Annotated in this window: 24 protein-coding genes and 2 pseudogenes; 9 read left to right on the top strand and 17 right to left on the bottom strand. The window is 64.9% G+C overall.

The genetic code is table 11. The features are described from left to right. Window positions 1-6 precede the first annotated feature (6 nt). The 4 genes and pseudogenes from pta to BM315_RS25530 all read right to left on the bottom strand — a co-directional run bounded on the left by pta (window position 7) and on the right by BM315_RS25530 (window position 3,805). Window positions 7-2,100: a phosphate acetyltransferase gene (gene pta, locus BM315_RS16425; RefSeq protein WP_090502917.1), complete on the bottom strand. Its 2,094-nt coding sequence runs from the start codon at window positions 2,098-2,100 to the stop codon at window positions 7-9. Between the two features lie 18 nt (window positions 2,101-2,118). Continuing rightward, window positions 2,119-3,306 (bottom strand): acetate kinase, encoded by a 1,188-nt coding sequence (locus tag BM315_RS16430; protein ID WP_090502919.1) that lies wholly within the window; start codon window positions 3,304-3,306, stop codon window positions 2,119-2,121. Further along, window positions 3,307-3,456: pseudogene (locus BM315_RS25040) on the bottom strand (DUF3565 domain-containing protein); the annotation flags it as partial. A 166-nt stretch (window positions 3,457-3,622) separates the two neighbouring features. Beyond that, entirely contained in the window at window positions 3,623-3,805 is a 183-nt protein-coding gene (locus tag BM315_RS25530; RefSeq protein WP_425287795.1) for a DUF3565 domain-containing protein, read from the bottom strand. Here BM315_RS25530 and BM315_RS16440 point away from each other — a divergent pair. From BM315_RS16440 to BM315_RS16455, 4 genes are all read left to right on the top strand, one after another. Next, window positions 3,804-4,289: an FKBP-type peptidyl-prolyl cis-trans isomerase gene (locus tag BM315_RS16440; protein WP_090502925.1), complete on the top strand. Its 486-nt coding sequence runs from the start codon at window positions 3,804-3,806 to the stop codon at window positions 4,287-4,289. The genes BM315_RS25530 and BM315_RS16440 overlap by 2 nt on opposite strands. Window positions 4,290-4,441: 152 nt before the next feature. Beyond that, complete coding sequence (locus BM315_RS16445) at window positions 4,442-4,924, top strand: glutathione peroxidase (RefSeq protein WP_090502927.1); 483 nt, start codon at window positions 4,442-4,444, stop codon at window positions 4,922-4,924. Window positions 4,925-5,095: 171 nt separating this feature from the next. After that, window positions 5,096-5,689, top strand: a complete 594-nt coding sequence (locus BM315_RS16450) for a TetR/AcrR family transcriptional regulator (protein WP_090502929.1) — start codon at window positions 5,096-5,098, stop codon at window positions 5,687-5,689. Window positions 5,690-5,886: 197 nt separating this feature from the next. Beyond that, the gene (locus BM315_RS16455; protein ID WP_090502931.1) at window positions 5,887-6,996 is read left to right on the top strand and encodes an NADH:flavin oxidoreductase; all 1,110 of its coding nucleotides are present in this window, start codon (window positions 5,887-5,889) and stop codon (window positions 6,994-6,996) included. 124 nt (window positions 6,997-7,120) lie between these two features. On the opposite strand, the gene BM315_RS16460 is transcribed toward BM315_RS16455, so the two are convergent. The 3 genes from BM315_RS16460 to cysZ all read right to left on the bottom strand — a co-directional run bounded on the left by BM315_RS16460 (window position 7,121) and on the right by cysZ (window position 11,441). Beyond that, the gene (locus BM315_RS16460) at window positions 7,121-9,208 is read right to left on the bottom strand and encodes a TonB-dependent receptor family protein (RefSeq protein WP_090502932.1); all 2,088 of its coding nucleotides are present in this window, start codon (window positions 9,206-9,208) and stop codon (window positions 7,121-7,123) included. 259 nt (window positions 9,209-9,467) lie between these two features. Further along, a complete protein-coding gene (locus BM315_RS16465; protein ID WP_090502934.1) occupies window positions 9,468-10,670 on the bottom strand; it encodes a glycosyltransferase family 4 protein in 1,203 nt (400 codons plus the stop codon). 24 nt (window positions 10,671-10,694) lie between these two features. Continuing rightward, window positions 10,695-11,441 carry a sulfate transporter CysZ gene (gene cysZ / locus BM315_RS16470; RefSeq protein ID WP_090502936.1) on the bottom strand — a complete coding sequence of 249 codons (747 nt, stop codon included), beginning with the start codon at window positions 11,439-11,441 and terminating at the stop codon, window positions 10,695-10,697. A gap of 263 nt (window positions 11,442-11,704) precedes the next feature. Here cysZ and trxB point away from each other — a divergent pair, with 263 nt between their 5' ends. Next, the gene (gene trxB / locus BM315_RS16475; RefSeq protein ID WP_090502937.1) at window positions 11,705-12,649 is read left to right on the top strand and encodes a thioredoxin-disulfide reductase; all 945 of its coding nucleotides are present in this window, start codon (window positions 11,705-11,707) and stop codon (window positions 12,647-12,649) included. 205 nt (window positions 12,650-12,854) lie between these two features. Here the strand turns inward: trxB and BM315_RS16480 are convergent, their stop codons facing one another. The 5 genes from BM315_RS16480 to folM form a co-directional block, all read right to left on the bottom strand. After that, entirely contained in the window at window positions 12,855-13,196 is a 342-nt protein-coding gene (locus BM315_RS16480) for a HopJ type III effector protein (protein ID WP_090502939.1), read from the bottom strand. After that, window positions 13,193-13,498 (bottom strand): DUF1244 domain-containing protein, encoded by a 306-nt coding sequence (locus tag BM315_RS16485; protein ID WP_090502941.1) that lies wholly within the window; start codon window positions 13,496-13,498, stop codon window positions 13,193-13,195. The genes BM315_RS16480 and BM315_RS16485 overlap by 4 nt, the downstream gene beginning before the upstream one ends. Window positions 13,499-13,654: 156 nt before the next feature. Next, window positions 13,655-14,026 (bottom strand): dihydroneopterin triphosphate 2'-epimerase, encoded by a 372-nt coding sequence (gene folX, locus BM315_RS16490; protein WP_090502943.1) that lies wholly within the window; start codon window positions 14,024-14,026, stop codon window positions 13,655-13,657. Then, window positions 14,026-14,589 carry a GTP cyclohydrolase I FolE gene (folE, locus tag BM315_RS16495; RefSeq protein WP_212632971.1) on the bottom strand — a complete coding sequence of 188 codons (564 nt, stop codon included), beginning with the start codon at window positions 14,587-14,589 and terminating at the stop codon, window positions 14,026-14,028. The genes folX and folE overlap by 1 nt, the downstream gene beginning before the upstream one ends. 23 nt (window positions 14,590-14,612) lie before the next feature. Then, on the bottom strand, window positions 14,613-15,323 hold the full coding sequence (folM, locus tag BM315_RS16500; RefSeq protein ID WP_090502947.1) for a dihydromonapterin reductase: 711 nt from the start codon (window positions 15,321-15,323) through the stop codon (window positions 14,613-14,615). A gap of 472 nt (window positions 15,324-15,795) precedes the next feature. Between folM and BM315_RS16505 the strand changes: the two genes are divergently transcribed. Beyond that, window positions 15,796-16,749: a MerR family transcriptional regulator gene (locus tag BM315_RS16505; RefSeq protein ID WP_090502948.1), complete on the top strand. Its 954-nt coding sequence runs from the start codon at window positions 15,796-15,798 to the stop codon at window positions 16,747-16,749. 144 nt (window positions 16,750-16,893) lie between these two features. Here BM315_RS16505 and BM315_RS16510 read toward each other — a convergent pair whose 3' ends face one another. After that, entirely contained in the window at window positions 16,894-17,508 is a 615-nt protein-coding gene (locus tag BM315_RS16510) for a PilZ domain-containing protein (protein ID WP_090502950.1), read from the bottom strand. Between the two features lie 56 nt (window positions 17,509-17,564). Further along, entirely contained in the window at window positions 17,565-18,023 is a 459-nt protein-coding gene (locus BM315_RS16515; protein WP_090502951.1) for a PAS domain-containing protein, read from the bottom strand. Between the two features lie 111 nt (window positions 18,024-18,134). On the opposite strand from BM315_RS16515, the gene BM315_RS16520 reads away from it, so the two are divergent. The 3 genes and pseudogenes from BM315_RS16520 (at window position 18,135) to BM315_RS16525 (ending at window position 19,857) form a co-directional block, all read left to right on the top strand. Next, on the top strand, window positions 18,135-18,587 hold the full coding sequence (locus BM315_RS16520) for a flavodoxin (protein WP_090502953.1): 453 nt from the start codon (window positions 18,135-18,137) through the stop codon (window positions 18,585-18,587). Window positions 18,588-18,658: 71 nt separating this feature from the next. Then, window positions 18,659-18,760: pseudogene (locus BM315_RS24385) on the top strand (class II aldolase/adducin family protein); the annotation flags it as partial. Window positions 18,761-18,945: 185 nt separating this feature from the next. Beyond that, window positions 18,946-19,857 (top strand): SDR family oxidoreductase, encoded by a 912-nt coding sequence (locus tag BM315_RS16525; protein ID WP_090502954.1) that lies wholly within the window; start codon window positions 18,946-18,948, stop codon window positions 19,855-19,857. 338 nt (window positions 19,858-20,195) lie between these two features. Here BM315_RS16525 and BM315_RS16530 read toward each other — a convergent pair whose 3' ends face one another. The 3 genes from BM315_RS16530 to BM315_RS16540 all read right to left on the bottom strand — a co-directional run bounded on the left by BM315_RS16530 (window position 20,196) and on the right by BM315_RS16540 (window position 23,065). Beyond that, on the bottom strand, window positions 20,196-21,734 hold the full coding sequence (locus BM315_RS16530) for a sigma-54-dependent transcriptional regulator (RefSeq protein WP_090502956.1): 1,539 nt from the start codon (window positions 21,732-21,734) through the stop codon (window positions 20,196-20,198). A gap of 78 nt (window positions 21,735-21,812) precedes the next feature. Then, window positions 21,813-22,103 (bottom strand): I78 family peptidase inhibitor, encoded by a 291-nt coding sequence (locus BM315_RS16535; RefSeq protein ID WP_090502958.1) that lies wholly within the window; start codon window positions 22,101-22,103, stop codon window positions 21,813-21,815. 50 nt (window positions 22,104-22,153) lie between these two features. Further along, on the bottom strand, window positions 22,154-23,065 hold the full coding sequence (locus BM315_RS16540; protein WP_090502960.1) for an EamA family transporter: 912 nt from the start codon (window positions 23,063-23,065) through the stop codon (window positions 22,154-22,156). Window positions 23,066-23,230: the final 165 nt, after the last annotated feature.

The raw sequence follows: 23,230 nt of genomic DNA on the forward strand, positions 1-23,230 counted from the left end.
GGGCAGCTACTGTGGCAGGTTGGCCGCCTGGATCGCGGTCAGAGCGATGGTGTAGACGATGTCGTCGACCAGCGCGCCGCGCGACAGGTCGTTGACCGGCTTGCGCAGGCCTTGCAGCATGGGGCCGACGCTGATGCAGTCGGCACTGCGCTGCACCGCCTTGTAGGTGGTGTTGCCGGTATTCAGATCGGGGAACACGAACACCGTGGCGCGACCCGCCACCTGGCTGTTTGGCGCCTTCTGCCGGCCAACGCTTTCGATCGCCGCGGCGTCGTACTGCAGGGGGCCGTCGAGCAACAGGTCCGGGTTTGTCTGCCTGGCCAGGCGCGTGGCCTCGCGGACTTTCTCGACTTCCTCGCCGGTGCCCGAGTCGCCGGTGGAGTAGCTGAGCATGGCTACCCGTGGCTCGATGCCGAAGGCTGCGGCCGAGGCGGCGCTTTGCACGGCGATCTCCGCCAGCTGCGCCGCAGTCGGATCCGGGTTGACCGCGCAGTCGCCATAGACCAGCACCTGATCCGGCAGCAGCATGAAAAACACCGAGGACACCAGGTTGTAGCCCGGCGCGGTCTTGATCAGCTGCAAGGCCGGGCGAATGGTGTTGGCAGTGGTGTGGATGGCGCCGGAGACCAGGCCGTCGACCTCGTCCAGGGCCAGCATCATGGTGCCGAGCACCACGTTGTCTTCCAGTTGCGCCAAGGCCATGGGCGCATTCAAGCCCTTGCCCTTGCGCAGCTCGATCATGGGTTCGACGTAGCGCTCGCGGATCAGATCCGGATCGAGGATTTCCAGCCCCGCCGGCAGCTCGATGCCCTGGGCCTGGGCCACGGCGTGCACCTCTTCCGGTTTGGCCAGCAGCACGCAGCGGGCGATGCCGCGCGCCTGGCAGATGGCGGCCGCCTGGATGGTGCGTGGCTCGCTGCCTTCGGGCAGGACGATGCGTTTGTCCGCGGCCTTGGCGCGCTGGACCAATTGATAGCGGAATGCCGAGGGCGACAGGCGCAGTTCCCGTGGGGTGCCGCAGCGGGTGCGCAGCCAGTCGTGGTCGACATGGCTGGCGACGAAGTCGGCGACCTTCTGCGCGCGCTCCTTGTCGTCCACCGGGATTTCCTTGTTCAAGCGGTTGAGGTCGGTGGCGGTGTCGTAGGAGCCGGTGCGCACCGTCATCACCGGCAGGCCGCTTTGCAGCGCGCCACGGCACAGTTCCATGATCCGCGGATCGGGCACGAAGTCGCTGCACAGCAGCAAGCCGGCCAGCGGCATGCCGTTCATCGCTGCCAGGCTGGCGGCGAGGATGATGTCGTCGCGATCCCCAGGGGTGACCACCAGGGTGCCGGGTTTGAGCAGTTGCACGGTGTTGGCCACGGCGCGGGCGCAGAGCATGATCCTGAGCATCCGTCGTTGCTCGTAGTCGCCGGCATTGAGCACGCGCGCGCCGAGCAGGTCGGCGATGTCGCGGGTGCGCGGGGCGTTCAGCTCGTCCTGCCAGGGGATGCAGCCGAGCAGGCGGAAGTCTTCGCTCTTGAGCAGCGGCGAGTGCTCCATCAGGCGCGCGCAGAAGGCATCGACGCCGTCTTCGCTGCGCACCTTGTTGATGATCACCCCGAGCACTTTCGGGTCGCGCGGGCCGCCGAACAGCTGCGCCTGGATTTCCACCCGGTCGCACAACTCGCTCAGGCTTTCCTGTTCCGGTGCCGAGACCAGGATCACATCGGCATCCAGGCTCTTGGCCAGGTGGAAGTTGACCCGCGCCGCATAGCTGGCCTGGCGGGTCGGCACCATGCCTTCGACGATGACCACGTCTTTGCCGGCGGCGGCCTGGTGATACAGGCTGATGATTTCTTCGAGCAGTTCATCCAGTTGACCGTCGCCGAGCATGCGTTCGACATGCGCCAGGGCCAGCGGTTTTGGCGAGTTCAGGCCGTGGGTGCGGGCGATCAGTTCGCTGGAGCGTTCCGGGCCGGCGTCGCCCTGGTGGGGTTGGGCGATCGGTTTGAAGAAGCCGACCTTGAGGCCGGCGCGCTCCAGGCCGCCAACCAGGCCGAGGCTGATGGAGGTGAGGCCGACGCCAAAGCCGGTGGGCGAGATAAAGAAGGTGTGCATGTTGTCTCCGGTGGGGGCTCAGGCGTTGAGCAGGGCCAGGGTGTCGAGGGCGATCTGGCGTTCTTCGTTGGTCGGTACCACCAGCACACGCGGGTGGCCATAGGCCTGGATCGAGCCGCCGACGCCGCGCACGGTGCGGGCGTTGGCCTCTTTGTCCAGCGCCAGGTTGAACAGTGTGAGGTGGGCCACGGTCTTGCTGCGGATCAGCGGCGAATTCTCGCCGATGCCACCGGTGAAGATCAGCCCGTCCAGCTGCGGCAGGGCGCAGCTCATGGCCGCCAGCGATTTGGCCAGGCGGTAGCAGAACACCTCGATGGCCAGGGTCGCGCCGGCATGGCCCTGCTCGCGGGCCTGCTCGAGGCTGCGCATGTCGTTGGACAGCCCGGACAGGCCGAGCAGGCCGCTTTCCTTGTTCAGCAACTGTTCGATGCGCTCCAGGCTCCAGCCCAGGGTACGCGCCAGGTGACTGTGCAGGTTGGGGTCGACATCGCCGCTGCGGGTGCCCATCACCAGGCCTTCCAGCGGGGTCAGGCCCATGCTGGTGTCGCGGCTCTGGCCATTGACGATGGCGCAGGTCGAACAGCCGTTGCCCAGGTGCGCCACCAGCCAACTGCTGTCGCCGACCGACAGGCCGGCCAGTTCCGCCGCGCGGTGGCTGACGAAACGGTGGCTGGTGCCGTGGAAGCCGTAACGGCGCACACCGTGCTCGCGGTAGAGGTGATCCGGCAACGCATAACGAAAGGCGTGTTCGGGCAGGGTCTGGTGGAAGGCGGTGTCGAATACCGCCACCTGGGTCAGGTTGGGGAACAGCTTGATCGCCGCCTCGATGCCCAGCAGGTTGGCCGGATTGTGCAGCGGCGCCAGCGGCGCGGTGGCGCGAATGGCGCGCAAGGTGGCTTCATCCAGGCGGCTGGCCGCGGTGAAATGTTCGCCGCCATGCACCACGCGGTGGCCGATGCCGTGCAGCTTGCCGCCGGCGGCGCTCTGCACCAGCGGCAACAACTGGGCGAGGGCCGCGCGGTGATCGCCATTGGGGATCATCAGGCTGTCCTTCTCGCCGCCGCGCTGCCAATGCAGCACCGCATCGTGGCTGCCGAGGCGTTCGGCCAGGCCGCTGAGGGTGAATTGCGAGTGGGCTTCATTGACCAGGGCGAATTTGATCGACGAACTGCCGCAGTTGATTACCAGAATATTGCGTGCCGGCATTTACCGCTCCTTGTCAGTGTCGCTGTCGGGGGCGACAGCTGCCGTGCACCAGCCGCATGCGAACGGCTGGCCCAGGCGATTAGTGCGTTGTTTGGTGTCGAGTACCCAGGCGCGATTTTGCCAGGGTGGCTGATGGCGCAGGTGCTGAGAGGTTGTGAAAAAACGCTCACCTACTGCGGCCGCCTCCAAACGTCCGCTGCGGCGTTGCGCTACGTGAAAAGTGGGATCATTTAGTTCACTAAACTCCCCCCACTTTTCACGCAGCGCGCCTTGCCGCGAACGCCCGGAGACAGCCTCGCGACGGCGCTCGATATTTTCACAACCTCTGAGTATGACCACAAGACAAGATTGCCAGCCAATGGCCGTCGGCGTCCTGACCAAAGTCAATCAGCCGCGTCATGGCCGTGTCCGGCCGTCTGTCAGGGCTGGGTTCGCTTTCGCGCGCACCCTTGGTTAAACTTGCCAGCTCTTTATTTCTATGCAAAAGGTCTCGCCCCATGCTGATCGCTGCCAATAAGGCTGTCTCTATCGACTATACCCTGACCAACGATGCCGGTGAGGTGATCGATAGCTCCGCTGGCGGCGCGCCGCTGGTTTATCTGCAAGGCGCCGGCAACATCATCGCCGGCCTGGAAAAAGCCCTGCTCGGCAAGCAGGCCGGTGACGAGCTGGACGTCTCCGTCGAGCCGGAAGAGGCCTACGGCGAGTACAGCGCCGAGCTGGTCGCGACCCTCAATCGCAGCATGTTCGAAGGCGTCGACGAACTGGAAGTCGGCATGCAGTTCCACGCCTCCGGCCCGGACGGCAGCATGCAGATCGTCACCATTCGCGACCTGGACGGCGACGACGTGATCGTCGACGGCAACCACCCCCTGGCCGGCCAGCGCCTGAACTTCAAGGTCAAAGTGGTCGAAGTGCGTGACGCCAGTGAAGAAGAAGTTGCCCATGGCCACGTGCATGGCGAAGGTGGTCACCACCACTGATCCACTGCCGCAATGTCGAGGGCGCAATACGACTTATGGTCGTAGCAACTGTGCCGTCGGCTGCTAAGCTGAGTTGAACGACAAAGGCGCCTTCAGATAGGCGCCTTTTTTGTCCTTCGTGGGTTATTCGACGCGTTCTCAAGGAGTTAGTCATGAGTGCCTTTCACGACCTCAATCTGCGTGCGCTGGATGGTCAGGAACTGCCGCTGGCACCATTCAAAGGGCAGGTGGTGCTGGTGGTCAACGTCGCCTCCAAGTGCGGCCTGACTCCGCAGTACGCCGGGCTGGAAAAACTCCATCAGCAATACCACGGACAAGGTTTTACCGTGCTCGGCCTGCCGTGCAACCAGTTCGCCGAGCAGGAGCCCGACAGCGAAGAGGTTATTCGCGAGTTTTGCAGCCTCAACTATGGGGTGACCTTCCCCCTGGGTAGCAAGATCGAAGTCAATGGTCATGATCGTCATCCGCTGTACCGCCTGCTGGCCGGTGAGGGCGCGGAGTTCCCCGGCGACATCACCTGGAACTTCGAGAAGTTCCTGGTCGGCCACGACGGCCGGGTGCTGGCACGCTTCTCGCCACGCACTGCGCCGGATGACCCCGCCTTGATCCAGGCCATCGAAAAAGCCCTGAGCTGAAAACCCTCAAGTCCTGTAGCCCGGATACAATCCGGGGAATACCGTGCAGCGGATACCGTTCCCGGATTACATCCGGGCTACAGGCTGTCCCTGCTTCCTTCGTTGTGACCGCTTATCACACAAATCTATAGTGCTGGGCGGGGCGAGACGACCGGTCATATCCTTGCCGGCATGAACGCCAACCAACGACTCGACAAACGTGACCTGATCCTCGCCAAAGGCGCCGAGGTGATGACCCGTCGCGGCTATCACGGCGCCGGCGTGCAGGAGATCGTGCAGGCCGCCGGTGTACCCAAGGGCTCCTTCTACCACTACTTCGCCAGCAAGGAAGACTTCGCCCTGCAGGCCCTGCAGCAGGTGTATGGTCCGCGTTTGCAGCGCTATGCCCAGGCGCTGGACAACCCGGCGTTGAGCCCGCGGACGCGCATCGTCGACTACTACGGCGAGCTGGTGGAGCACTTCGCCCGCCAGGAAAAGCTCGAGTACCACTGCTTTATCGGCAGCCTGAGTTTCGAAATGGCCGAGCTGTCGCCGGCCCTGGGCGCCGAGATCGACGCCATCCTGCAGCGCTCGGCGGACATTCTGCAGGCCTGCCTGGAGCAGGCGCAGGCAGGCGGCGAGCTGGCCACCGATGAGGATTGCCGCAGTCTGGCGAGCTTTATCACCAGTGCCTGGCAGGGCGCCCTGACGCGCCTGAAAGTGGCGAGCAACACCCGCGCCCTCGCAGACTTCATGCAGCGTTTGCAACTGTTGCTGCGCGCCTGATTTTTTATAACCCCATAGAACCTGTTCAAAGGCTCGCGAGCTAGAGCCAGGCAAGGCGAAATCGGGCGAGGAAGCGGAGTTTACGACTGTAAATGAGCATTCCGAGCCCGGTTTCAACGCAGCATGGCCGACGCGCAGCAGGCTTTGAGCGGGTTCTTGAGTAGACGACCGGTCGTTTGGCCGGCAGAGGAACGACGATGACCGATCCGCTAAAAGCCTTGTTTCAACCCTTCAGCCTGGGCGCGCTGGAGCTGCCGACCCGGGTGGTGATGGCGCCCATGACCCGTTCCTTCTCGCCGGGCGGTGTGCCCAACAGCAAGGTCATCGAGTACTACCGTCGCCGCGCCGCCGGCGGCGTGGGCCTGATCGTCAGCGAAGGCACCACCGTCGGCCACAAGGCCGCCAACGGCTACCCCAATGTGCCGCGTTTCTACGGCGAAGACGCCCTGGCCGGCTGGCAGAAAGTGGTCGAAGCGGTGCACGCCGAAGGCGGCAAGATAGTCCCGCAACTGTGGCACGTGGGTAATGTACGCAAGCTCGGCACCGAGCCGGACGCCAGCGTGCCGGGCTATGGCCCGAGCGAGAAGCTCAAGGAAGGCAAGGTCGTGGTCCACGGCATGAGCAAAGACGATATCCAGGAGGTCATCGCCGCCTTCGCCCAGGCCGCCAAGGATGCCCAGCGCATCGGCATGGACGGCGTGGAGATCCACGGTGCCCATGGCTACCTGGTCGACCAGTTCTTCTGGGCCGGTAGCAACCAGCGCAGCGACGAATACGGTGGCGACCTGGCCCAGCGTTCGCGCTTTGCCATCGAACTGATCCAGGCGGTACGCGCCGCGGTCGGTCCGGATTTCCCGATCATCTTCCGCTTCTCGCAGTGGAAGCAGCAGGACTACAGCGCCCGTCTGGTGGAAACCCCGGAGGCGCTGGAAGCCTTCCTCAAGCCGCTCAGCGAGGCCGGTGTGGACATCTTCCATTGCTCGACCCGGCGTTTCTGGGAGCCGGAATTCGACGGTTCCGACCTCAACCTGGCCGGCTGGACGCGCAAGCTCACCGGCAAGCCGACCATCACCGTCGGTAGCGTGGGCCTCGATGGCGAGTTCCTGCAGTTCATGGTCAACACCGACAAGGTCGCCGAGCCGGCCAGCCTGGAGAACCTGCTGGAACGCCTGAACAAGCAGGAGTTCGACCTGGTCGCCGTGGGCCGCGCCCTGCTGGTCGACCCGGACTGGGCACTCAAGGTGCGCGACGGCCGCGAGGTGGACATCCTGCCGTTCAGCCGCAACGCCCTGACCACCTTGGTCTGATTGATTCACGCTTCAGGTGTGCGCCGCAAAACGGCGCATCATCCCCTCGGCCCCGGTATATCGGGGCTTTTTTTCGTCCGGGGATAGCCGGCGGCCGTCAGCGGCGGACAGCGCCGGCGGCGCCTCAGAAGCTGTAGTTGACGCCCAGGGTCAGGGTGCGGCCGGGTGCTGGCTGGCGGCCATTGGGGCTGGTGTCGATGCCGCGGAAGTAGTACTCACGGTCGAACAGGTTGCTGACCCCGGCGGAGGTGGTCAGCAGGCTGCCGTCGTCGAGCTTGAACTCGCGCTCGATGGCGGTGTTCCACAACCAGTAGGCCGGCAGCCGGCCGATCGAGGCGCTGGCGTTCTCCGCGCTGGTGTTGGCCGAGTCGGTGAAGGCGGTGCTGACGTAGAGACCGTCCAGGGTGTAGCTCCAGGCCTCGGCGAAACGGTAACGGCCGTCGACGGTGAAGTGATGCTTGGAGCTGAACGGCACCTCGTTGCCATTGTTGGCACCGGTGCGAATCTCGGCCTCGAGGAAGGCATAGGTGGCGTGCAGGTCGAGCGTGGGCAGGGCCGCGGGGGTCCAGAACACTTCGCTCTCGATGCCCTGGTGACGGGTGCTGCCGAGGTTCCTGAAGGCGCCGTCGGAGAATTCGATCTGGTCATCGAAATCGATGCGGAAATAGCCGAGGTCGAAGCGCAGATTGTCTTGCGGGCTGTAGCGTACGCCGGTCTCGTAGTTCTGGGAGAGTTCCGCCTGGACCACGCCATCCCTGACGATCTGGAATACCTGCGGCACCCGCAGCGAGCGCTGGGCGTTGGCGTAGACGAACCATTCGTCGCTGGCCTGGTAGCCGATGCTCAGGCCGGGCAGCCACTCCTCGGAGACCTTGTCCTGCGGGTTCTGCTGCGCCCCGTTGACGCTGCCGCTGAATTCCATTTGGGCATGCTCGTAGCGCAGCCCGGGGGTGACGGTCAGGCGGCCGTCCGCCAGCTTGATCTCGTTGCTCAGGTAGACGGCCTGGCCTTCGGTATCGAACACCCAGTCGCGCACCACTCGGCTGGCGCCGGTACTCAGGTTCTGGTTGTTGACGTCGAAGTCGACGTTTTCCTTGACCAGGCGGGCGCCGAGCAGCCAGGTCTGGCTGACGCTGTCGCCGTCGATGCTCAGGCTCAGGCGCGGTTCGCTGCCCCAGACGCGGAAGTCGCGCGGCGCGTCCTGGAAGCTGGTCGGCGTGGCAGCCGGGTCGAAGGGCAGGCCGATCTGGAAGTCGCGGAAGCTGTTGTTGGCGAAGTTGGTCCAACTGAACTCCGCCGCATCGAACGGACCGATAGCGCCGAGGAACTGCTTGTAGGTGCCCCAGACGCGGTCGCTATCGCCCTCGAAACGGTCGAGGTTACGGGTAGACTGGCGTGGGTCGTCCTTGTAGTCGGCGACGCTGAGGGCGCCGGCCAGTTCGATGTCGGCTTTGTAGCGTTGCACGCCGAAGCTCAGGCTGCGCGCATCGTCGATGTCCCACTGGCCGCGCAGGCGGTAGTTCTGCACCTCGCTGTCGGAGTGCTCGCGGCCGTACTCGCCGGTGATGGTGTTGAGGTCCAGTTGCAGGCCGAAGTTGTCGCTCAGATAGCCGCCGGTGCCGAGGTAGCTGTCCCACATGGCGCGACCGCCGGGCGCGAAGGTGGCCCGCTCCTGCAGGGTGGTTTCCCATGTCTGGGGGATCGGCCTGCTGATGAAGTTGATCACCCCACCGACGTTGTTCGGCCCGTACTGCACGGAGGCGCCGCCGCGCACCACGTCGATGCGGTCGACGGTGGCCAGGGTCTGCGGAAACAGCGACAGGCTGGTCTGGCCATAGGGCGCCAGCGACAGCGGGATGCCGTCGGCGAGCGCCTGGACCCGGCCGCTGCGGCTCTCGGTGAGGCCGCGCACGGAAATCTGCGGCAGGGCGCCGGTGCCGGTCTCGTCGAATATCTTGAAGCCGGGGACGCGCTGCAGGGCATCGTCGAGGCCGCGCACGCTGGCCTTGCTCAGCTCTTCGCTGTCGACCACGCTGCGGCTGCCGGGGTAGGTACGCACCTCTTCGTCGCTGGCGCTACCCAGCACGTCGCCCTTGATCACCATGGGGGCTAGGACTTTCTGGTGGCTGGCTTCTTCGGCGTGGGCGGCGTGGCTGATGGCCAGCGCCAGCAGGCTGAGCGGCAGAGCAAACAAACGAGCATGGTTATTCATTAGCAGACTTCGTCCAAGTAGGGGGGGATGGGGGCGGTGCCGACGTGTCTTCAAGACGAGGGGGCAGCAGGTTGCGATCTGTGCGTACGCAGGCGAGAAGAGGCGCGGGAATATTAATAAGATTTATTATTGAATGCTAGTGAATGTATTTTGCGCATGCGAATCTGGCGCGCCAGAGCCAGGCGAGCAAGGGGGGGCCTGGCGCTGCCGGGGCTGGGCGGGTCGTGGCGGGGTGCTGGCGAGCAGCTGCGCCGGGCGCCTAAGGTACGGTGCGTCCGGCGGGCAGAGCGAGCGCTGGCGTCAGGGCGCTGTGCAGGTGCTGCTCGAACAGCTCGACTATGGCCTCCCAGCCCTGGCGCGAGGCGTGCTGCCTGGCGTTCAGGCGCACCCGGCGCAGGCTTTCCGGCTCTTCCAGCAGCCAGCCGGCGGCTTCGATAAAACCTTGCTCATCTTCGGCCACGGCCAGGGCGCCGTTATGGCCGTGGCGGATATGCTGCGCCGCCGCTGCCTGGTCGTATGCCACCACGCCGAGGCCCGAGGCCAGGGCTTCGAGCACCACATTGCCGAAGGTTTCCGAGAGGCTGGGAAACAGGAACAGATCCCCCGAGGCATAGTGCGCGGCCAACGCTTCGCCGCGCTGCAGGCCGCAGAACAGGGCGTCCGGCAACTGCTGTTGCAGACTGGCGCGTTGCGGCCCGTCGCCGACCATGATCAGTTTCAGGCGTTGCTGCGGGTGGGCCTGTTGCAGGGTGCGGAAGCTCCTTACCAAGAGCGCCAGGTTCTTCTCCGCCGCCAGGCGGCCGACATGCAGCACGGCGATCGTCTCATCGTCCAGGCCCCAGGCTCTGCGCAGGTCGCCCGAGCGTTTGCCGGGATGAAACAGCTGGCTGTCGACGCCGCGGGCGAGCAGTTCCAGGCGTTCGAAGCCGCGGCGTTGCAGCTCGATCTGCTGGCTGGCACTGGGCACCAGGGTCATGCGCGAACGGTTGTGGAACCAGCGCAGGTAGTTGGTCAGGGCGCGGGTCAGCAGGCCTATGCCGTAATGCCCGGTGTACTGCTGGAAGTTGCTGTGAAAGCCGCTGACCACCGGGATCTGCAAGCGCCGCGCGGCACGCAGGGCGGACAGGCCGAGCGGGCCTTCGGTGGCGATATAGAGCACGTCCGGGCGCTGCCGTTGCCAGTGGCGCAGCAACTTGTGCAGGGACGACTGGCCCCACTGCAAGCCGGGATAGCCGGGCAGCGGCCAGCCGCGGGTCAGCAGCAGTTGCTCGTCGCTTTTGCGGCCGTCATCGCCGCCCTGCCGCGGGCGCACCAGTTGCAGGCGATGGCCGCGGGCGCGCAAGCCATCGACCAGGCGGCCGAGGGTATTGGCCACGCCGTTGATTTCCGGCGGGAAGGTTTCGGTGATCAGGGCGATAGCGAGCGGTGGTCTGTCCATGACGGCAGTGTCGGCTGCCGTCATGTAGCGAAGGTGACGGCCTCGTGGCTATTTTGTGACAGCCCCGGCTTCGCGCTCGCGCACCCAGAACAGCGTGGCGCCGGCCACTGCTGCCGGCATCATCAGGACGTTCAGCCCCGGGACCAGCAGCGCGGCGTAGGTGATGCCGCCGAAACCCAGACTCTGCCAGCGTTTCTCCCGGAGCCAGGCGAGCATGTCCTGCCAGCTCAGCTTGTTGTTGTCCGCCGGGTAGTCGATGTACTGGATGGCCATCATCCACACGCCGAACAGCAGCCACAGCGGCGCGGCGATCAGGTTGAGCACCGGGATGAAGGTGAGGATCAGCAGGCCGATGGCGCGCGGCAGGAAGTAGCCCAGCTTGCGCGCCTCGCGGCCCAGGGTGCGCGGCACCATGGCCGCCAGCTCGGCCCAGCTGAACGGCGGGAAATTGTCTTCGCCGCGCACCACCACCTCGACCTTCTCGGCGAGAAAACCGTTGAACGGTGCGGCGATGATGTTGGCCAGCATGGTGAAACTGAAGAACACCATCAGCAACACCAGCACCACGAACAGCGGCCAGAGGATGTATTCGAGAAAGCTCAGCCAGTTGGGCAGGCTCGGCATGAAGGCATCGACCCAGCCGCCGAACTGCTGCACGGCGAAGCCGACCAGGGCGACGAAGAGGATCAGGTTGATCGTCAATGGCAGCAGGACGAACAGGCGCAAAGCGGGGCTCAGTACCAGTTTCAGGCCTTCGCCGAGGTATTGCGGGCCGGATAGCACAGGAGCAGGCATGGGGTTCTCCGCGAGGTGAAAGTCGCGCCGACCTTACCGACTTTGTGCGGCTGGGGAAAGTCCGCCACTGGCCATCGGGGTGTCATAGGGATTGGCTATGCACGGAATTGGCAAAGGGTATTTCCTTGATGGCCGGCTCCTGCGTAGCCTGCGCAGCAGTTCAATGATTGATCAAGTTTTGGGGGCTGGCTGCCCAGGGCACTGTTGAAGTGCTTGGCCAGCCTTCTTTTATTCGCCGGCTCAGCGCCTGGCAGGAGTCTCTTATGTCTGCAATACGTCATGCCCGGGTGATCATCCTCGGTTCCGGCCCGGCCGGTTACAGCGCCGCCGTGTATGCCGCGCGGGCCAATCTCAAGCCGTTGCTGATCACCGGCATGCAGGCTGGCGGCCAGTTGACCACCACCACCGAGGTCGGCAACTGGCCGGGCGATGTCCATGGCCTGACCGGTCCGGCGCTGATGCAGCGCATGCAGGAACATGCCGAGCGTTTCGAGACCGAGATCGTCTACGACCATATCAATGCCGTGGACCTGGCCGGCAAGCCCTTCACCCTGGTCGGTGACAGCGCCAGCTACAGCTGCGATGCATTGATCATCGCCACCGGCGCCAGCGCCCGTTACCTCGGCCTGCCGAGCGAGGAGGCGTTCATGGGCAAGGGCGTTTCGGCGTGCGCCACCTGCGATGGTTTCTTCTACCGCAACCGTGACGTCGCGGTGGTCGGCGGCGGCAATACCGCGGTGGAGGAGGCGCTGTACCTGGCCAATATCGCCAGCCAGGTGACCCTGGTGCACCGCCGCGAGACTTTCCGCGCCGAGAAGATCCTGCAGGACAAGCTGCAGGCGCGGGTCGCCGAAGGCAAGATCGTGCTCAAGCTCAACGCCGAGGTCGACGAGGTGCTGGGCGACGCCATGGGCGTCACCGGCGTGCGCCTGAAAAACAACGACGGCAGCAGCGACCAGTTGCAGGTCGATGGCCTGTTCGTCGCCATCGGCCACACGCCCAACACTGCATTGTTCGACGGCCAACTGGCGCTGAAGGACGGTTACCTGCTGGTCAACGGCGGCCGCGACGGCAATGCCACCGCCACCAGCGTGGCGGGCGTGTTCGCTGCCGGCGACGTCGCCGACCATGTCTACCGCCAGGCGATCACCTCGGCCGGTGCCGGCTGCATGGCGGCTCTGGATGTGGAGCGTTTCCTCGACGCCTAGTGTCACGACAGGGTTCGAATGTCGCAAACCTGTAGGAGCACGCCATGCGTGCGAATCGCCGGCATGGCCGGCTCCTACAACTCGATGGCTAACGGCGTCCACGACAAATGATCTGTGACGCGACACTAGGGACGGCCAGAGTGCGGCAGAAACCGTAGCCCGGAGGAAATCCGGTAGCTACCAACCACTCCTGCCCCTTGCTTGCTCAGGCCTTGCGCTTGAGCGGTTGCTGGTCGAAGCGCACGCCGGCCAGGCCGGTGGCCATCAGGGCGCGGATGTTGCCGTGGTCGTTGCCGTCCGGGTTGGCCAGCACGCTGCGGTAGTGTTCGCCGAAGCAGCGCAGGGTTTCTTCCAGGCTCAGGCCTTCGAGCAGGGCCAGGCCGAGGGTCTTGCAGGAGCCTTCATTCTGCCCGGCGGGATTCTCTACCGGGCCATTGCTGAAGGCGCTCGGCTGGTAGTCATAGTGCTCGGCGATAAAGGCCAGGGTCTCGGCAAAGGCGAACTCGTCACCATGCAGGCGGGCGCGGAAGTCGTTCAGGGCGCTCATGCCGCGGGGCCTTTGTCGCTGGCCTTGGTGAACGCGGCCTGCTGCTCGGCGCTGGCCTCTTTCTGGTATTTGCTTTTCCACTCGCTGTACGGCATGCCGTAGATTTCTTCGCGCGCCTGGTCCGCGGTGAGCGCAATGCCGATGTCATCGGCCGCAGCCTTGTACCATTTGGACAGGCAATTACGGCAGAAGCCGGTGAGGTTCATCATGTCGATGTTCTGCACATCGGGGCGGCTGCGCAGGTGTTGCAGCAGGCTGCGGAAGGCAGCTGCTTCGAGTTCCAGGCGTTCTTGATCGGTCATGGTGATGTTCTCGGAGGCGGGCTGGGCCTCTGTCGGACGCGCTGGGCGACTCCGACAGACTGGCAGGCTAGGCTGGCGAGGATGATAAAAGCCCCGCCGGCTTGCGGCAATGCTTGGGCGGCTCGTTGGTCGGGCCTTTGCAGGGTTGGCCGCGGTTCAGCGGTGGCCGGCCAGGGTGATCGACACCGACTCGGCGAAGCGCAGGGCGTGGGGTTTGTCCACTTCCACTTCGGCGTAACGCACGGCCGCCTGCTGCATCACCAGATCGAGGATTTCCTGGGTCAGGCGTTCGAGCAGGGCGAAGCGGTTGCCTTCGACGTGCTGGATGATCGCCTTGGTGATGGTGCGGTAGTTCAGCGCGTGATCAATATCGTTTCCCTCCACCGCCTCGTTGGCCGGGTAGAGGATGGTCAGATTGATCAGCACGTCCTGCTTGTTGTTGATCTCTTCTTCCTTGATGCCGATGAAGGTTCGCAGGCGCAGATCCTTGACCCGAATTCGCGCCATTCCAGGTTCCAGTCGTGGCATTACTGGTTGCTCCGTCCGATCAGTTGCAGAAATTCATGGCGAGTGTTGTATGACTCGCGGAAGGCGCCGAGCATCACCGAGGTGGTCATCACCGAGTTCTGCTTCTCGACCCCGCGCATCATCATGCACATGTGCTTGGCCTCGATCACCACGGCGACACCGGCGGCGCTGGTCACCTGTTGCACGGCCTCGGCGATCTGCCGGGTGAGGTTTTCCTGGATTTGCAGGCGGCGGGCGTACATGTCGACGATTCGTGCCACCTTCGACAGCCCCAGCACCTTGCCGGTGGGGATGTAGGCCACATGGGCCTTGCCGATAAAGGGCAGCAGATGGTGTTCGCACAGCGAATAGAGTTCGACGTCCTTGACGATGACCATTTCGTCATTGTCGGAGGCGAACAGTGCGCCGTTGACCACTTCTTCCAGGCTTTTCTGGTAGCCATTACACAGGTATTGCATGGCCTTGGCCGCGCGTTTCGGCGTGTCCAGCAGACCTTCGCGGTCGGGGTCTTCACCTACGCCCAGGAGGATGTCGCGGTAGTGATCAGGCAATTGTTGGTTCATGGGTGCAGTCCTCGAGGCGCGCCTCATTTGAGATGGCGGCCGCCGTTTACGGTAAGGGTGGTGCCGGTGACGTAGGGGTTTTCCAGCAGGTAGCGCAAACTCTGGTAGATCACCTGGGGTCCGGGTTCGATGGCCAGTGCCGATTTCTCCAGGGTTTTCGCCCGGTAGGCCGCGTCGTCTTCGGGGTTGAACATGATCAGTGCCGGGGCGATGCCGTTGACCTTGATCCGCGGGGCGAATTTCGCCGCGAACGAGAGCGTGAGGCTGTCCAGGCCGGCCTTGCTGGCGCAGTAGGCCGGGCGCTTGGCGCTGCCCTTGCGCGCGACATCGTCGCTGATATGGATGATGTCGGCGGGGGTGGAGCGCTGCAGCAGATCCGCGCAATGCAGGTTGATCAGATAGGGCGCCAGCATGTGCACGTTGAACGCTTGCTGGAACACCGCGGCTTCGTTGCCGGGCGTTTCGACCAGCCAGGCGGATGCGTTGTGGACGATGGCGCGCAGGCTGTCGGTGTGGGTTTTCAGCTCGGCGATGAAGGCGAGGATGCCCGCTTCACTGGAAAAGTCCGCCTGCAGGGTCAGCGCACCGTGCGCGCGCAGGCGCTGCAGGCCCTCGCGCTCGCTGCGGTAGGTGGCGATCAGCGCATGACCATCGTCGAGCAGGCGCTCGGCACAATACAAGCCGACGCGTTGACTGGCGCCAGTGATCAGGATGGGTGATGCGCTAGCGCTCATGATGGACTCGGCAGTTGCAAGAGAGGGTTCAGCGACCTCATGTGGGGCGCCTGATCAGCAAGGCGCTGCGCCGGCTGAACCAGATGCAAAGTTATACCAGCTACAGTGGTTGTACAACCATGCGCCCCGCAGGGTTACTGCTGGCTTGATCGGTTTATACCCGTCCTGTTGGGCTGCGCCGTCTGTGCGCGGGATGGATAGGCTCGAAAAACTTGGTTTTGTATTGTACATGGGAAATATTTTTGTACAGTTTGTCTGCGCCTACCCGTCCGTGGCGATGACGCCTCGCGCTGCGGCGGCGGCAGCTCCAGGGCAGGGCATCGAGGCCGGGCGCACAGCGGGCAGGCGCCGTCGTGGCGGGGGCGGCGGGGAGAGTGGTGTGCGCTCAGGCTCTGCGTACAAGCCCTGTACATGTAGGTCGGTGCCCGCTGGGTTACAATGCCGGCAATCTTTCCGTGGTGATGCCCCTCCCATGTCCGATCCCGTTGGCGCCTTGTCCCTCGATTCGAGTGCTCTCAAGCAGGAAGAGCTGTTCCCCATTCGCGAGGTATCGCGCTTGACCGGGGTCAACCCGGTGACCTTGCGGGCCTGGGAGCGCCGTTACGGCTTGATCCGGCCGACGCGTACCGACAGCGGCCATCGCCTCTACTCGCAGGCGGACATCGAGTCGGTGCGCAGCATTCTGGCGTGGATCGAGCGCGGCGTGTCGGTCAGCAAGGTCGGCAAGATCCTGGCGAAAAACATTTCGACCCGGTCGGCCAGCACGCCGGTCTACGAAGAGCTCAGCTGCGGCGAGTGGGCGCAATGGCAAGCGCAACTGCGCCACGCGATCAGTGGATTTGACGATGTCAGGCTCGATCGCTTGTACGGTCAGGTATTTTCCAGTTACCCGCTGCCGGTGGTGTTCCAGGACATTCTGATGCCGCTGTGGCAGGAACTGCTGCTGCGTCAGGACGAGTTTGGTCAGACCAGCGAGTGGGTGTTCTTCGATACCTTCCTGCGCGCGCGCACTCTGCAACGCTTGCAGGTCTCCCGTACCCAGGTCGAGGAGCGGGTCCTGCTGGCGGCCTTGCCGGGTCACGGTCGTGAGTTGGAGTTGCTGGTCGCCGGCCTGCTGCTGAGCAGTTCGGAGGTGTCGGTCAGTGTGCTGGGGGTGGGGCAGCCGCTGGAAGAGCTGGCCCTGGTCTGCGAGCGCATGCAGCCGCAGGCCCTGGTGCTGTTCACCAATCTGCCGCCCAGCGATGACTTGCCGCGGGTGCTGGCGCGCCTGGCGCTGGCACTGGATTGTCCGCTGGTGCTGGCGGGGGATGGCGCCGAGCTCGCCGAAGACAGCCTGAGCGGCTCGCCGATAGCCTGCCTGGGCAACGAGGGCCGCCTGATGCAACGCCGTCTGCAGCAGTTCCTGGCCGGGCATCTGGATACCTGATTGTCGCTGGGTTCTTCAGGTTTGTGGCTTGGCGCGTGCCCGGCGATTGGTGCGCACGGCGTACCCTACTTGGGCGTCGATGTGCGGCGAAATGGCTCGTGGCAAATAACACCACTTCATCGGGTATAGCCGTTGTGTTGCCTGTTAGCCCTGGCTGGTCTGGGGGTGGAGGGCGCGGTGCTGCTGGAAAATGAACTGCTGCAAGCGCTCGCTGCCGCGTTTGTCGAGCGGGTCGAGGCGATAGGCCAGCAGGCCGCCGGAGGTTTTGCGCACCAGACTGCCCTCGATGGCAATCGGCTTCTGGCCGGCGAGCGGCAGAATCAGTTCGAAGTGTTCGGGGGCGGCATGTCTGGCGCGGAGTTCGATCAGTAGCCCGTTGAGCGACAGTTCGTGTACCCACAGGTCGCTGGGTTTGCCATTACGCTGGCGCAGCGCAACGGGTGGGGCCAGCGGCAGGCGCCAGGCGCGGCTGGCCGGGCCTTCATCGAAAATCTGCGGGGTGCCGAGTTCGAGATGCTGCACCTGGTGCGCGTCTTCGACCAGGTGCGCGGTAAACGTCAGGCGCTGATTGGCGACGTGCGCCTCAATGGTCAGTTGCTCGTTGGCGGCGCAGTAGGCGAGCAACGCCTTGAGCTGAGCGCCGACATCGACCAACAGCTCAGACGAGGGCGCAGGCTTGCGTCTGCTTGGCGCAGGCTTTTTATTCAGATGCTGGATAAATTCCAGTTCGGCCTGGGTGAGTAATGGCTGTTCTTGCATGGTCGAACTCTGCGCGGAAGGCTTGACCCTTTCAGACAGCATAGTTCGTTATTGGTTTATGCCAGTGGTCGGCTTTGCACCCGGGCCAATTCCGCGCGCAGGGTCGCCAGTTCGGCTTCCAGCTCCTTGACCCGTTGCTGGGCTTGTACCTGCTCGGTGACGTTCTTCTGGATGCCGATGTAGTAGGTCAACTGATCGCCTTCGTTGAACACCGGGGTGATCGACAGTTCGTTCCAGAATGAGCTGCCGTCCTTGCGGTAGTTGCGGATGATCTGCCGGCAGGGTTGCTGGGTTTTCACCGCTTCGCGAATGGCGGCCAGGCCGGGCTGGTCGCGATCGCTGCCCTGCAGGAAGCGGCAGTCCCGATAGAGGATCTCTTCGCTGGCATAGCCGGTGAGCCTTTCAAAGGCGGGGTTGGCATAGATAAGGATGTTGTCATCACCCTCTTGCTCGGCAACCACTATGCCGTCGTTCGAGGCGTCGATCACCAGTTGCAGCAGTTTGGCGTTGATCATGGGGCGATTCCTGGGCTCTGAGGCTCTGTCCGCTGCATTCTAAAACATCCGGGCGCGCTGTCTACTTGGGGCATAATGCCCGCCGCTGTTCTGCATGTTTTGGAGTTATTTATGAAAGTCGCCATCCTTTCCGGTTCGGTCTATGGCACCGCCGAGGAAGTCGCCCGGCATGCCGAGCGGCTGATGCAAGAGGCCGGGTTCGATGCCTGGCACAACCCCCGCGCCAGCCTGGCCGATGTCCAGGCGTTTGCCCCCGACGCCTTTCTGGCGGTGACCTCGACCACCGGCATGGGCGAGCTGCCGGACAACCTGCAGCCTTTGTATTTCGCCATCCGCGATCATCTGCCCGCCTGGAGTGGTCTGCCCGGCGGGGTGATCGCCCTGGGCGATGCCAGCTACGGCGATACCTTCTGTGGTGGCGGCGAGCTGGTTCGCGAGTTGTACGCCGAACTGGGCATTCGCGAAGTGCAAGCGATGTTGCGGCTGGACAGCAGCGAAACGGTCACCCCGGAAAGCGACGCCGAACCCTGGCTGGCCGAGTTCATGGCGGCGCTGCAGGCCTGATACAGCCCGCGCGCATGAGTCGATCGCGGCGCTGCGAACCGGCGGCCATGCGAATCGGCCGACAAGGCCTGCTCGCCGGGGTGATGAAGAGTCCACAAGGTATGGGCGGCGCACTGCCCTGGCCGGCCTTGTTGCGCAAGCTCGACCGGCAGATGCCGGGCTACGCCGAGTGAGTGCGTTAGCCGATATGGCCTTGGTGGACGCGCCCGGGCCCTGTACAACCACCTGAGCCTGATCCGGCTGGCTTGATCATCCCGCTGCCTTATCGGGCACCATTCAGCTGTGGGCGTCTTTATTGTGACCGGCGCGCACCTGCTGGACACTCGAGCCATTGCCAACCTGCCAAGGAACCTAGCCCATGAGCGAAGCCATCCGTTTTCAAGACCAAGTCGTGATCGTCACCGGTGCCGGTGGTGGCCTGGGTCGCGCCCATGCCCTGCTGTTCGCCGAACATGGCGCCAGGGTGGTGGTCAACGATCTCGGCGGCAGCACCCATGGCGAAGGCGCCAACGCCTCGGCGGCGGACAAGGTGGTCGCGCAAATCCGCGCCGCCGGCGGCACCGCGGTGGCCAATCATGACTCGGTGACCGACGGCGAGAAGATCGTTCAGCACGCCCTGGAGGCCTTCGGCCGTATCGACGTGGTGGTCAACAACGCCGGCATCCTGCGCGACAAGACCTTCCACAAGATGGACGACGCCGACTGGGACCTGGTCTACAAGGTCCACGTCGAAGGCGCCTACAAGGTGACCCGCGCCGCCTGGCCGCACATGCGCGAGCAGAACTACGGGCGGGTGATCTTCACCGCATCCACGTCCGGCATCTACGGCAACTTCGGTCAGTCCAACTACGGCATGGCCAAGCTCGGCCTCTACGGCCTGACCCGAACCCTGGCCATCGAGGGGCGCAAGAACAACATCCTGGTCAACGCCATCGCCCCCACCGGCGGCACGCGCATGACCGAAGGGCTGATCCCGCCACAGGTGTTCGAGCAGCTCAAGCCCGAGCTGGTCAGCCCACTGGTGGTCTACCTGGCCAGCCAGGCCTGTGCAGAAACCTCCGGCCTGTTCGAAGTTGGCGGCGGCTGGATCGGCAAGACCCGCTGGGAGCGCAGCCTGGGCGCCGGTTTCGACCCGCGTGCCGGCTTCAGCCCGGAAGACGTGGCCGAGCACTGGCAGCAGATCTGCGACTTCGAGGGTGCCGCGCACCCGGCCGACAACATCGAGGCGCTCAAGGAAATGATGGCGCATCTGCAGAAATACGCGGTCTGAGAGCCGTAGCCCGGATAAGCCTTGGCGCAATCCGGGAGCGATTTAATGTCAGGCATCGTTCCCGGATTGCATTCGGGCTACGGTGCTGCAGCGTACCCGTGGGAGCGGCCGGGCGGCGCTCCGCTTCAGCCGCGAAGGTCTTACTCAGCCCTTGCCGGAAATTCCGTACTTGCGCAGGCGCTGTGCGAGGTGTGCAGGCCGACGGCCAGGGCCACGGGATTCAGAGGCTTCGTAGGAGCGGCCCATGGCCGCGATAGGGCCGGCCTGCGAGGAGCATCGCGGGCATGGCCCGCTCCTACGTCCTGGTGTTTGCGCTTTACCAACATGAGAGAGCGTCATCAGCCCTTGCCGGAAATCCCGTACTTGCGCAGGCGCATGGCGATGGCGCTGTGCGAGGTGTGCAGGCGCGCGGCCAGTTGCCGGCTGGACGGATGGCTGAGGTAGAGCTTTTCCAGCAGGGCCTTTTCGAAGCCGGCCACGGCGGCTTCCAGGCTGACGACCTCGTCGTCGAGCAGTTGGGGGGCTACGGCGGTGCCGGCAATGTCCAGATCGTCGATCTGCACCAGGTTGCTTTCGCAGATGGCCGCGGCACGGAAGATCACGTTCTGCAGTTGCCGCACGTTGCCCGGCCAGCGGTTGCCGAGCAGCGCCGGGTAGGTGTCCGGCGCCAGGCGGCACTGCGGGCGCTGGATCTGCGCGCAGGCTTGCTGCATGAAATGCCGGGCCAGCAGCAGGATGTCCTGGCCGCGCTCGCGCAACGGCGGCACTTCCAGGTTGAGCACATTGAGGCGGTAGAACAGGTCTTCGCGGAAGGCGCCTTCGCCGACCATCTTCTCCAGGTCGCGGTGGGTTGCGCTGAGGATGCGTACATTGACCTTGACCTCGCGCTCGCCGCCGACCCGGCGGAAGCTGCCGTCACTGAGGAAACGCAACAGTTTGGCCTGCAGATAGGGCGACATCTCGCCGATTTCATCGAGAAACACCGTGCCCTGGTTGGCCAGTTCCAGCAGCCCCGGCTTGCCGCCGCGCTGAGCCCCGGTAAAGGCGCCAGGGGCGTAGCCGAACAGCTCGCTCTCGGCGAGGTTCTCCGGCAAGGCCGCGCAGTTCAGCGCCAGGAAGGGGGCGGTGTGGCGTGCGCTGATGGCATGGCAGCCACGCGCCACCAGCTCCTTGCCGGTGCCGGTTTCGCCCTGGATCAACAGCGGCGCATCGAGGCTGGCGACGCGCAGGGCGCGGGTCTTCAGGGTGCGGATCGGCAGCGATTCGCCGAGCAGCGAATCGAAGCCCTCGGCATGGTCGTGGTGCAGCGCCGCCAAGCGTTCGCCGATGCGGCTCGGCGCATACAGGGTGAGCAGGCCGCCGGCGAGCTGACGCTGGCCGGTCCCGGCGGTTTCGCTGATCGGCATGGCATCCAGTAACAGCGCCTGGCCGTTGAGGGTGACCTCGCGCAGCGGCAGGCGGAATTGCTGTTCCAGCAGCGCGCTGTGCAAGGCCGGATCGGCAAACAGTTCACCGAGCGGCAGCCCTTCCGGCTCACGCTCGCAGAGGGCGATCAACGCCGGATTGGCCAGCAGCACACGGCCTGCGCCATCCACTGCCAGCACCGGGTCGCTCATCGCCGCGAGCAAAGCATCGAGTTGCAGGCGCCGACGCTGGCCGGGCAGGATGTCGACGATGGTCACCGCCTGCACGCCGCGCACCCTGAACAGCGCCTCGCGCAGCTCGTCGAGCACCGCGGCGCTGAGGGTCGGTGCGTCTATGTAGACGTTCGGCGGCACCATCTCCACCGCATCCAGGTTGAGATTGCGCCCACCGAGCAGGGCCAGGACTTCCTGGGTGATACCAACGCGGTCGATAAAGCTGACGTGGATACGCATACGGGCGAGAAACCGGCTCGATTACAGGTGCAGCAGTATGCCCGGTCCGTGGCGCTTAGTTAACCGAGGAACGACGCCTCAACCGCAGCTGATGCGCTGGATCAGCTCGGCTTCGTCGATCTCGATGTTCAGGCGCTGCGGGTTGTAGTCCATGGTCGCGGCATCGCCGGGCGCCAGCACGCGCACGCTTTTCGCCCCGGTCTGCTCGCGGGCCATCTCGACCCGTTCGGCCGTGGCCAGCTTGCCCAGCAGGCCCGGCACCGCCTCGGCCCTGCAGGTGGCGTCCGGCGCCGCGGGCTTATCGACCGAGCTGCAGGCGGCCAACAGGGCGAGCAGGGCGAGACTGGCGGGAATATGTCTGAACAGCATGCGGTAGTCCTTCCATCGGGAGCGGGTTGCGGGTGTCGAGCCGGCGGTGCTTATCCATGTTTACGATAGGTCAGCAGGACGATACCGGCGACCACGATCGCCCCGCCGAACAGCTGCAGATGGCTCAGCGCCTGGCCGAGGATCAGCCAGCCGAGCAGCAGGGTCGCCACCGGCTCGACATTCATCACCGGCGCGTTGCGCATCATGTCCAGCCGCGGCATGCAGACGAACAGCAGGGTAAAGCCCAAACCGTAGAGCAGTGCCAGCGTGCCCAGGGCGACCCAGCCGGCCTGCGCCGAAGGCGGCGCCACGCCGCCGGGCAGCAGTTCGCTGGCGCCGGCCAGCAAGGCGCTGAGGAACACCACCAGCATGGTCAGCAGGCTGCGCAGCGTGCCGCGCAGGGCCGCCAGCTTGTGCTCGGTGACCCACAGCGCACTGGCGAAGGCGCAGGCGGCGCACAGCGCCAGGCCGATGCCCAGCAGCCATTCGGGGCCGGCGCTGTCGCTGGCGCGCAAGCGTGCCGGCACGTCCAGGGCGAACAGCAAGCCGAGCAGGATCAGGCCCATCAGCCAGGCGCTGCGCCGTGTCGGTGGCGGGCCGCCGAGCGCCCAACTGAGCAGGGCGAGGATGATCGGGAAGGTGTTGGCCGCGAGCAGGGCCAGGGCCACCGGAATGCGCGCCACCGCCGAATACAGGCAGAGGCTCTGGATGGCGATCAGCAGGCCCAGCAGCAATTGCCAGCGCCAGGTCCCCGGAGGCAGGCGCAGCGGTTGCCGTTGCCAGGCGAGGAGGGCGGCGAGCACCAGCAGGGTCACCCCGGAGCGGCAGAGGATCGCCAGCAGCACCCCGGCATCGTGGTCGAAGGCGATGCGCGCGGCGATATGGTTACCGGCGAAGGCGCAGGCGAGAAAGGCCAGCAACAGGACGGCGAGGTGGCGGGGGAACAACGCGGGGGCAGACATGGCGCGCAGGCACTTCCTTGGCAGGGGGCAGCGGATAACCGCCAGCCGGTGAAGCCTACCCTATCGAGTGGCCGCCGAGCAGCCCGGCTTTGCTCCCAGGCGACAGTCCGCGAGCAGGCTGAGCTGCTGCGCAGAAGCCGGGATAGGTCATTTCCCGCGCTCTTT

This window comes from Pseudomonas borbori (genome assembly GCF_900115555.1).
Lineage (GTDB): Bacteria > Pseudomonadota > Gammaproteobacteria > Pseudomonadales > Pseudomonadaceae > Aquipseudomonas > Aquipseudomonas borbori.

What these genes read in the sequence shown, in the direction of transcription:
- pta (WP_090502917.1), bottom strand. Translation starts at nt 2,100, where the DNA reads ATGCACACCTTCTTTATCTCGCCCACCGGCTTTGGCGTCGGCCTCACC.
- BM315_RS16430 (WP_090502919.1), bottom strand. Translation starts at nt 3,306, where the DNA reads ATGCCGGCACGCAATATTCTGGTAATCAACTGCGGCAGTTCGTCGATC.
- BM315_RS16440 (WP_090502925.1), top strand. Translation starts at nt 3,804, where the DNA reads ATGCTGATCGCTGCCAATAAGGCTGTCTCTATCGACTATACCCTGACC.
- BM315_RS25530 (WP_425287795.1), bottom strand. Translation starts at nt 3,805, where the DNA reads ATGGGGCGAGACCTTTTGCATAGAAATAAAGAGCTGGCAAGTTTAACC.
- BM315_RS16445 (WP_090502927.1), top strand. Translation starts at nt 4,442, where the DNA reads ATGAGTGCCTTTCACGACCTCAATCTGCGTGCGCTGGATGGTCAGGAA.
- BM315_RS16450 (WP_090502929.1), top strand. Translation starts at nt 5,096, where the DNA reads ATGAACGCCAACCAACGACTCGACAAACGTGACCTGATCCTCGCCAAA.
- BM315_RS16455 (WP_090502931.1), top strand. Translation starts at nt 5,887, where the DNA reads ATGACCGATCCGCTAAAAGCCTTGTTTCAACCCTTCAGCCTGGGCGCG.
- BM315_RS16460 (WP_090502932.1), bottom strand. Translation starts at nt 9,208, where the DNA reads ATGAATAACCATGCTCGTTTGTTTGCTCTGCCGCTCAGCCTGCTGGCG.
- BM315_RS16465 (WP_090502934.1), bottom strand. Translation starts at nt 10,670, where the DNA reads ATGACGGCAGCCGACACTGCCGTCATGGACAGACCACCGCTCGCTATC.
- cysZ (WP_090502936.1), bottom strand. Translation starts at nt 11,441, where the DNA reads ATGCCTGCTCCTGTGCTATCCGGCCCGCAATACCTCGGCGAAGGCCTG.
- trxB (WP_090502937.1), top strand. Translation starts at nt 11,705, where the DNA reads ATGTCTGCAATACGTCATGCCCGGGTGATCATCCTCGGTTCCGGCCCG.
- BM315_RS16480 (WP_090502939.1), bottom strand. Translation starts at nt 13,196, where the DNA reads ATGAGCGCCCTGAACGACTTCCGCGCCCGCCTGCATGGTGACGAGTTC.
- BM315_RS16485 (WP_090502941.1), bottom strand. Translation starts at nt 13,498, where the DNA reads ATGACCGATCAAGAACGCCTGGAACTCGAAGCAGCTGCCTTCCGCAGC.
- folX (WP_090502943.1), bottom strand. Translation starts at nt 14,026, where the DNA reads ATGCCACGACTGGAACCTGGAATGGCGCGAATTCGGGTCAAGGATCTG.
- folE (WP_212632971.1), bottom strand. Translation starts at nt 14,589, where the DNA reads ATGAACCAACAATTGCCTGATCACTACCGCGACATCCTCCTGGGCGTA.
- folM (WP_090502947.1), bottom strand. Translation starts at nt 15,323, where the DNA reads ATGAGCGCTAGCGCATCACCCATCCTGATCACTGGCGCCAGTCAACGC.
- BM315_RS16505 (WP_090502948.1), top strand. Translation starts at nt 15,796, where the DNA reads ATGTCCGATCCCGTTGGCGCCTTGTCCCTCGATTCGAGTGCTCTCAAG.
- BM315_RS16510 (WP_090502950.1), bottom strand. Translation starts at nt 17,508, where the DNA reads ATGCAAGAACAGCCATTACTCACCCAGGCCGAACTGGAATTTATCCAG.
- BM315_RS16515 (WP_090502951.1), bottom strand. Translation starts at nt 18,023, where the DNA reads ATGATCAACGCCAAACTGCTGCAACTGGTGATCGACGCCTCGAACGAC.
- BM315_RS16520 (WP_090502953.1), top strand. Translation starts at nt 18,135, where the DNA reads ATGAAAGTCGCCATCCTTTCCGGTTCGGTCTATGGCACCGCCGAGGAA.
- BM315_RS16525 (WP_090502954.1), top strand. Translation starts at nt 18,946, where the DNA reads ATGAGCGAAGCCATCCGTTTTCAAGACCAAGTCGTGATCGTCACCGGT.
- BM315_RS16530 (WP_090502956.1), bottom strand. Translation starts at nt 21,734, where the DNA reads ATGCGTATCCACGTCAGCTTTATCGACCGCGTTGGTATCACCCAGGAA.
- BM315_RS16535 (WP_090502958.1), bottom strand. Translation starts at nt 22,103, where the DNA reads ATGCTGTTCAGACATATTCCCGCCAGTCTCGCCCTGCTCGCCCTGTTG.
- BM315_RS16540 (WP_090502960.1), bottom strand. Translation starts at nt 23,065, where the DNA reads ATGTCTGCCCCCGCGTTGTTCCCCCGCCACCTCGCCGTCCTGTTGCTG.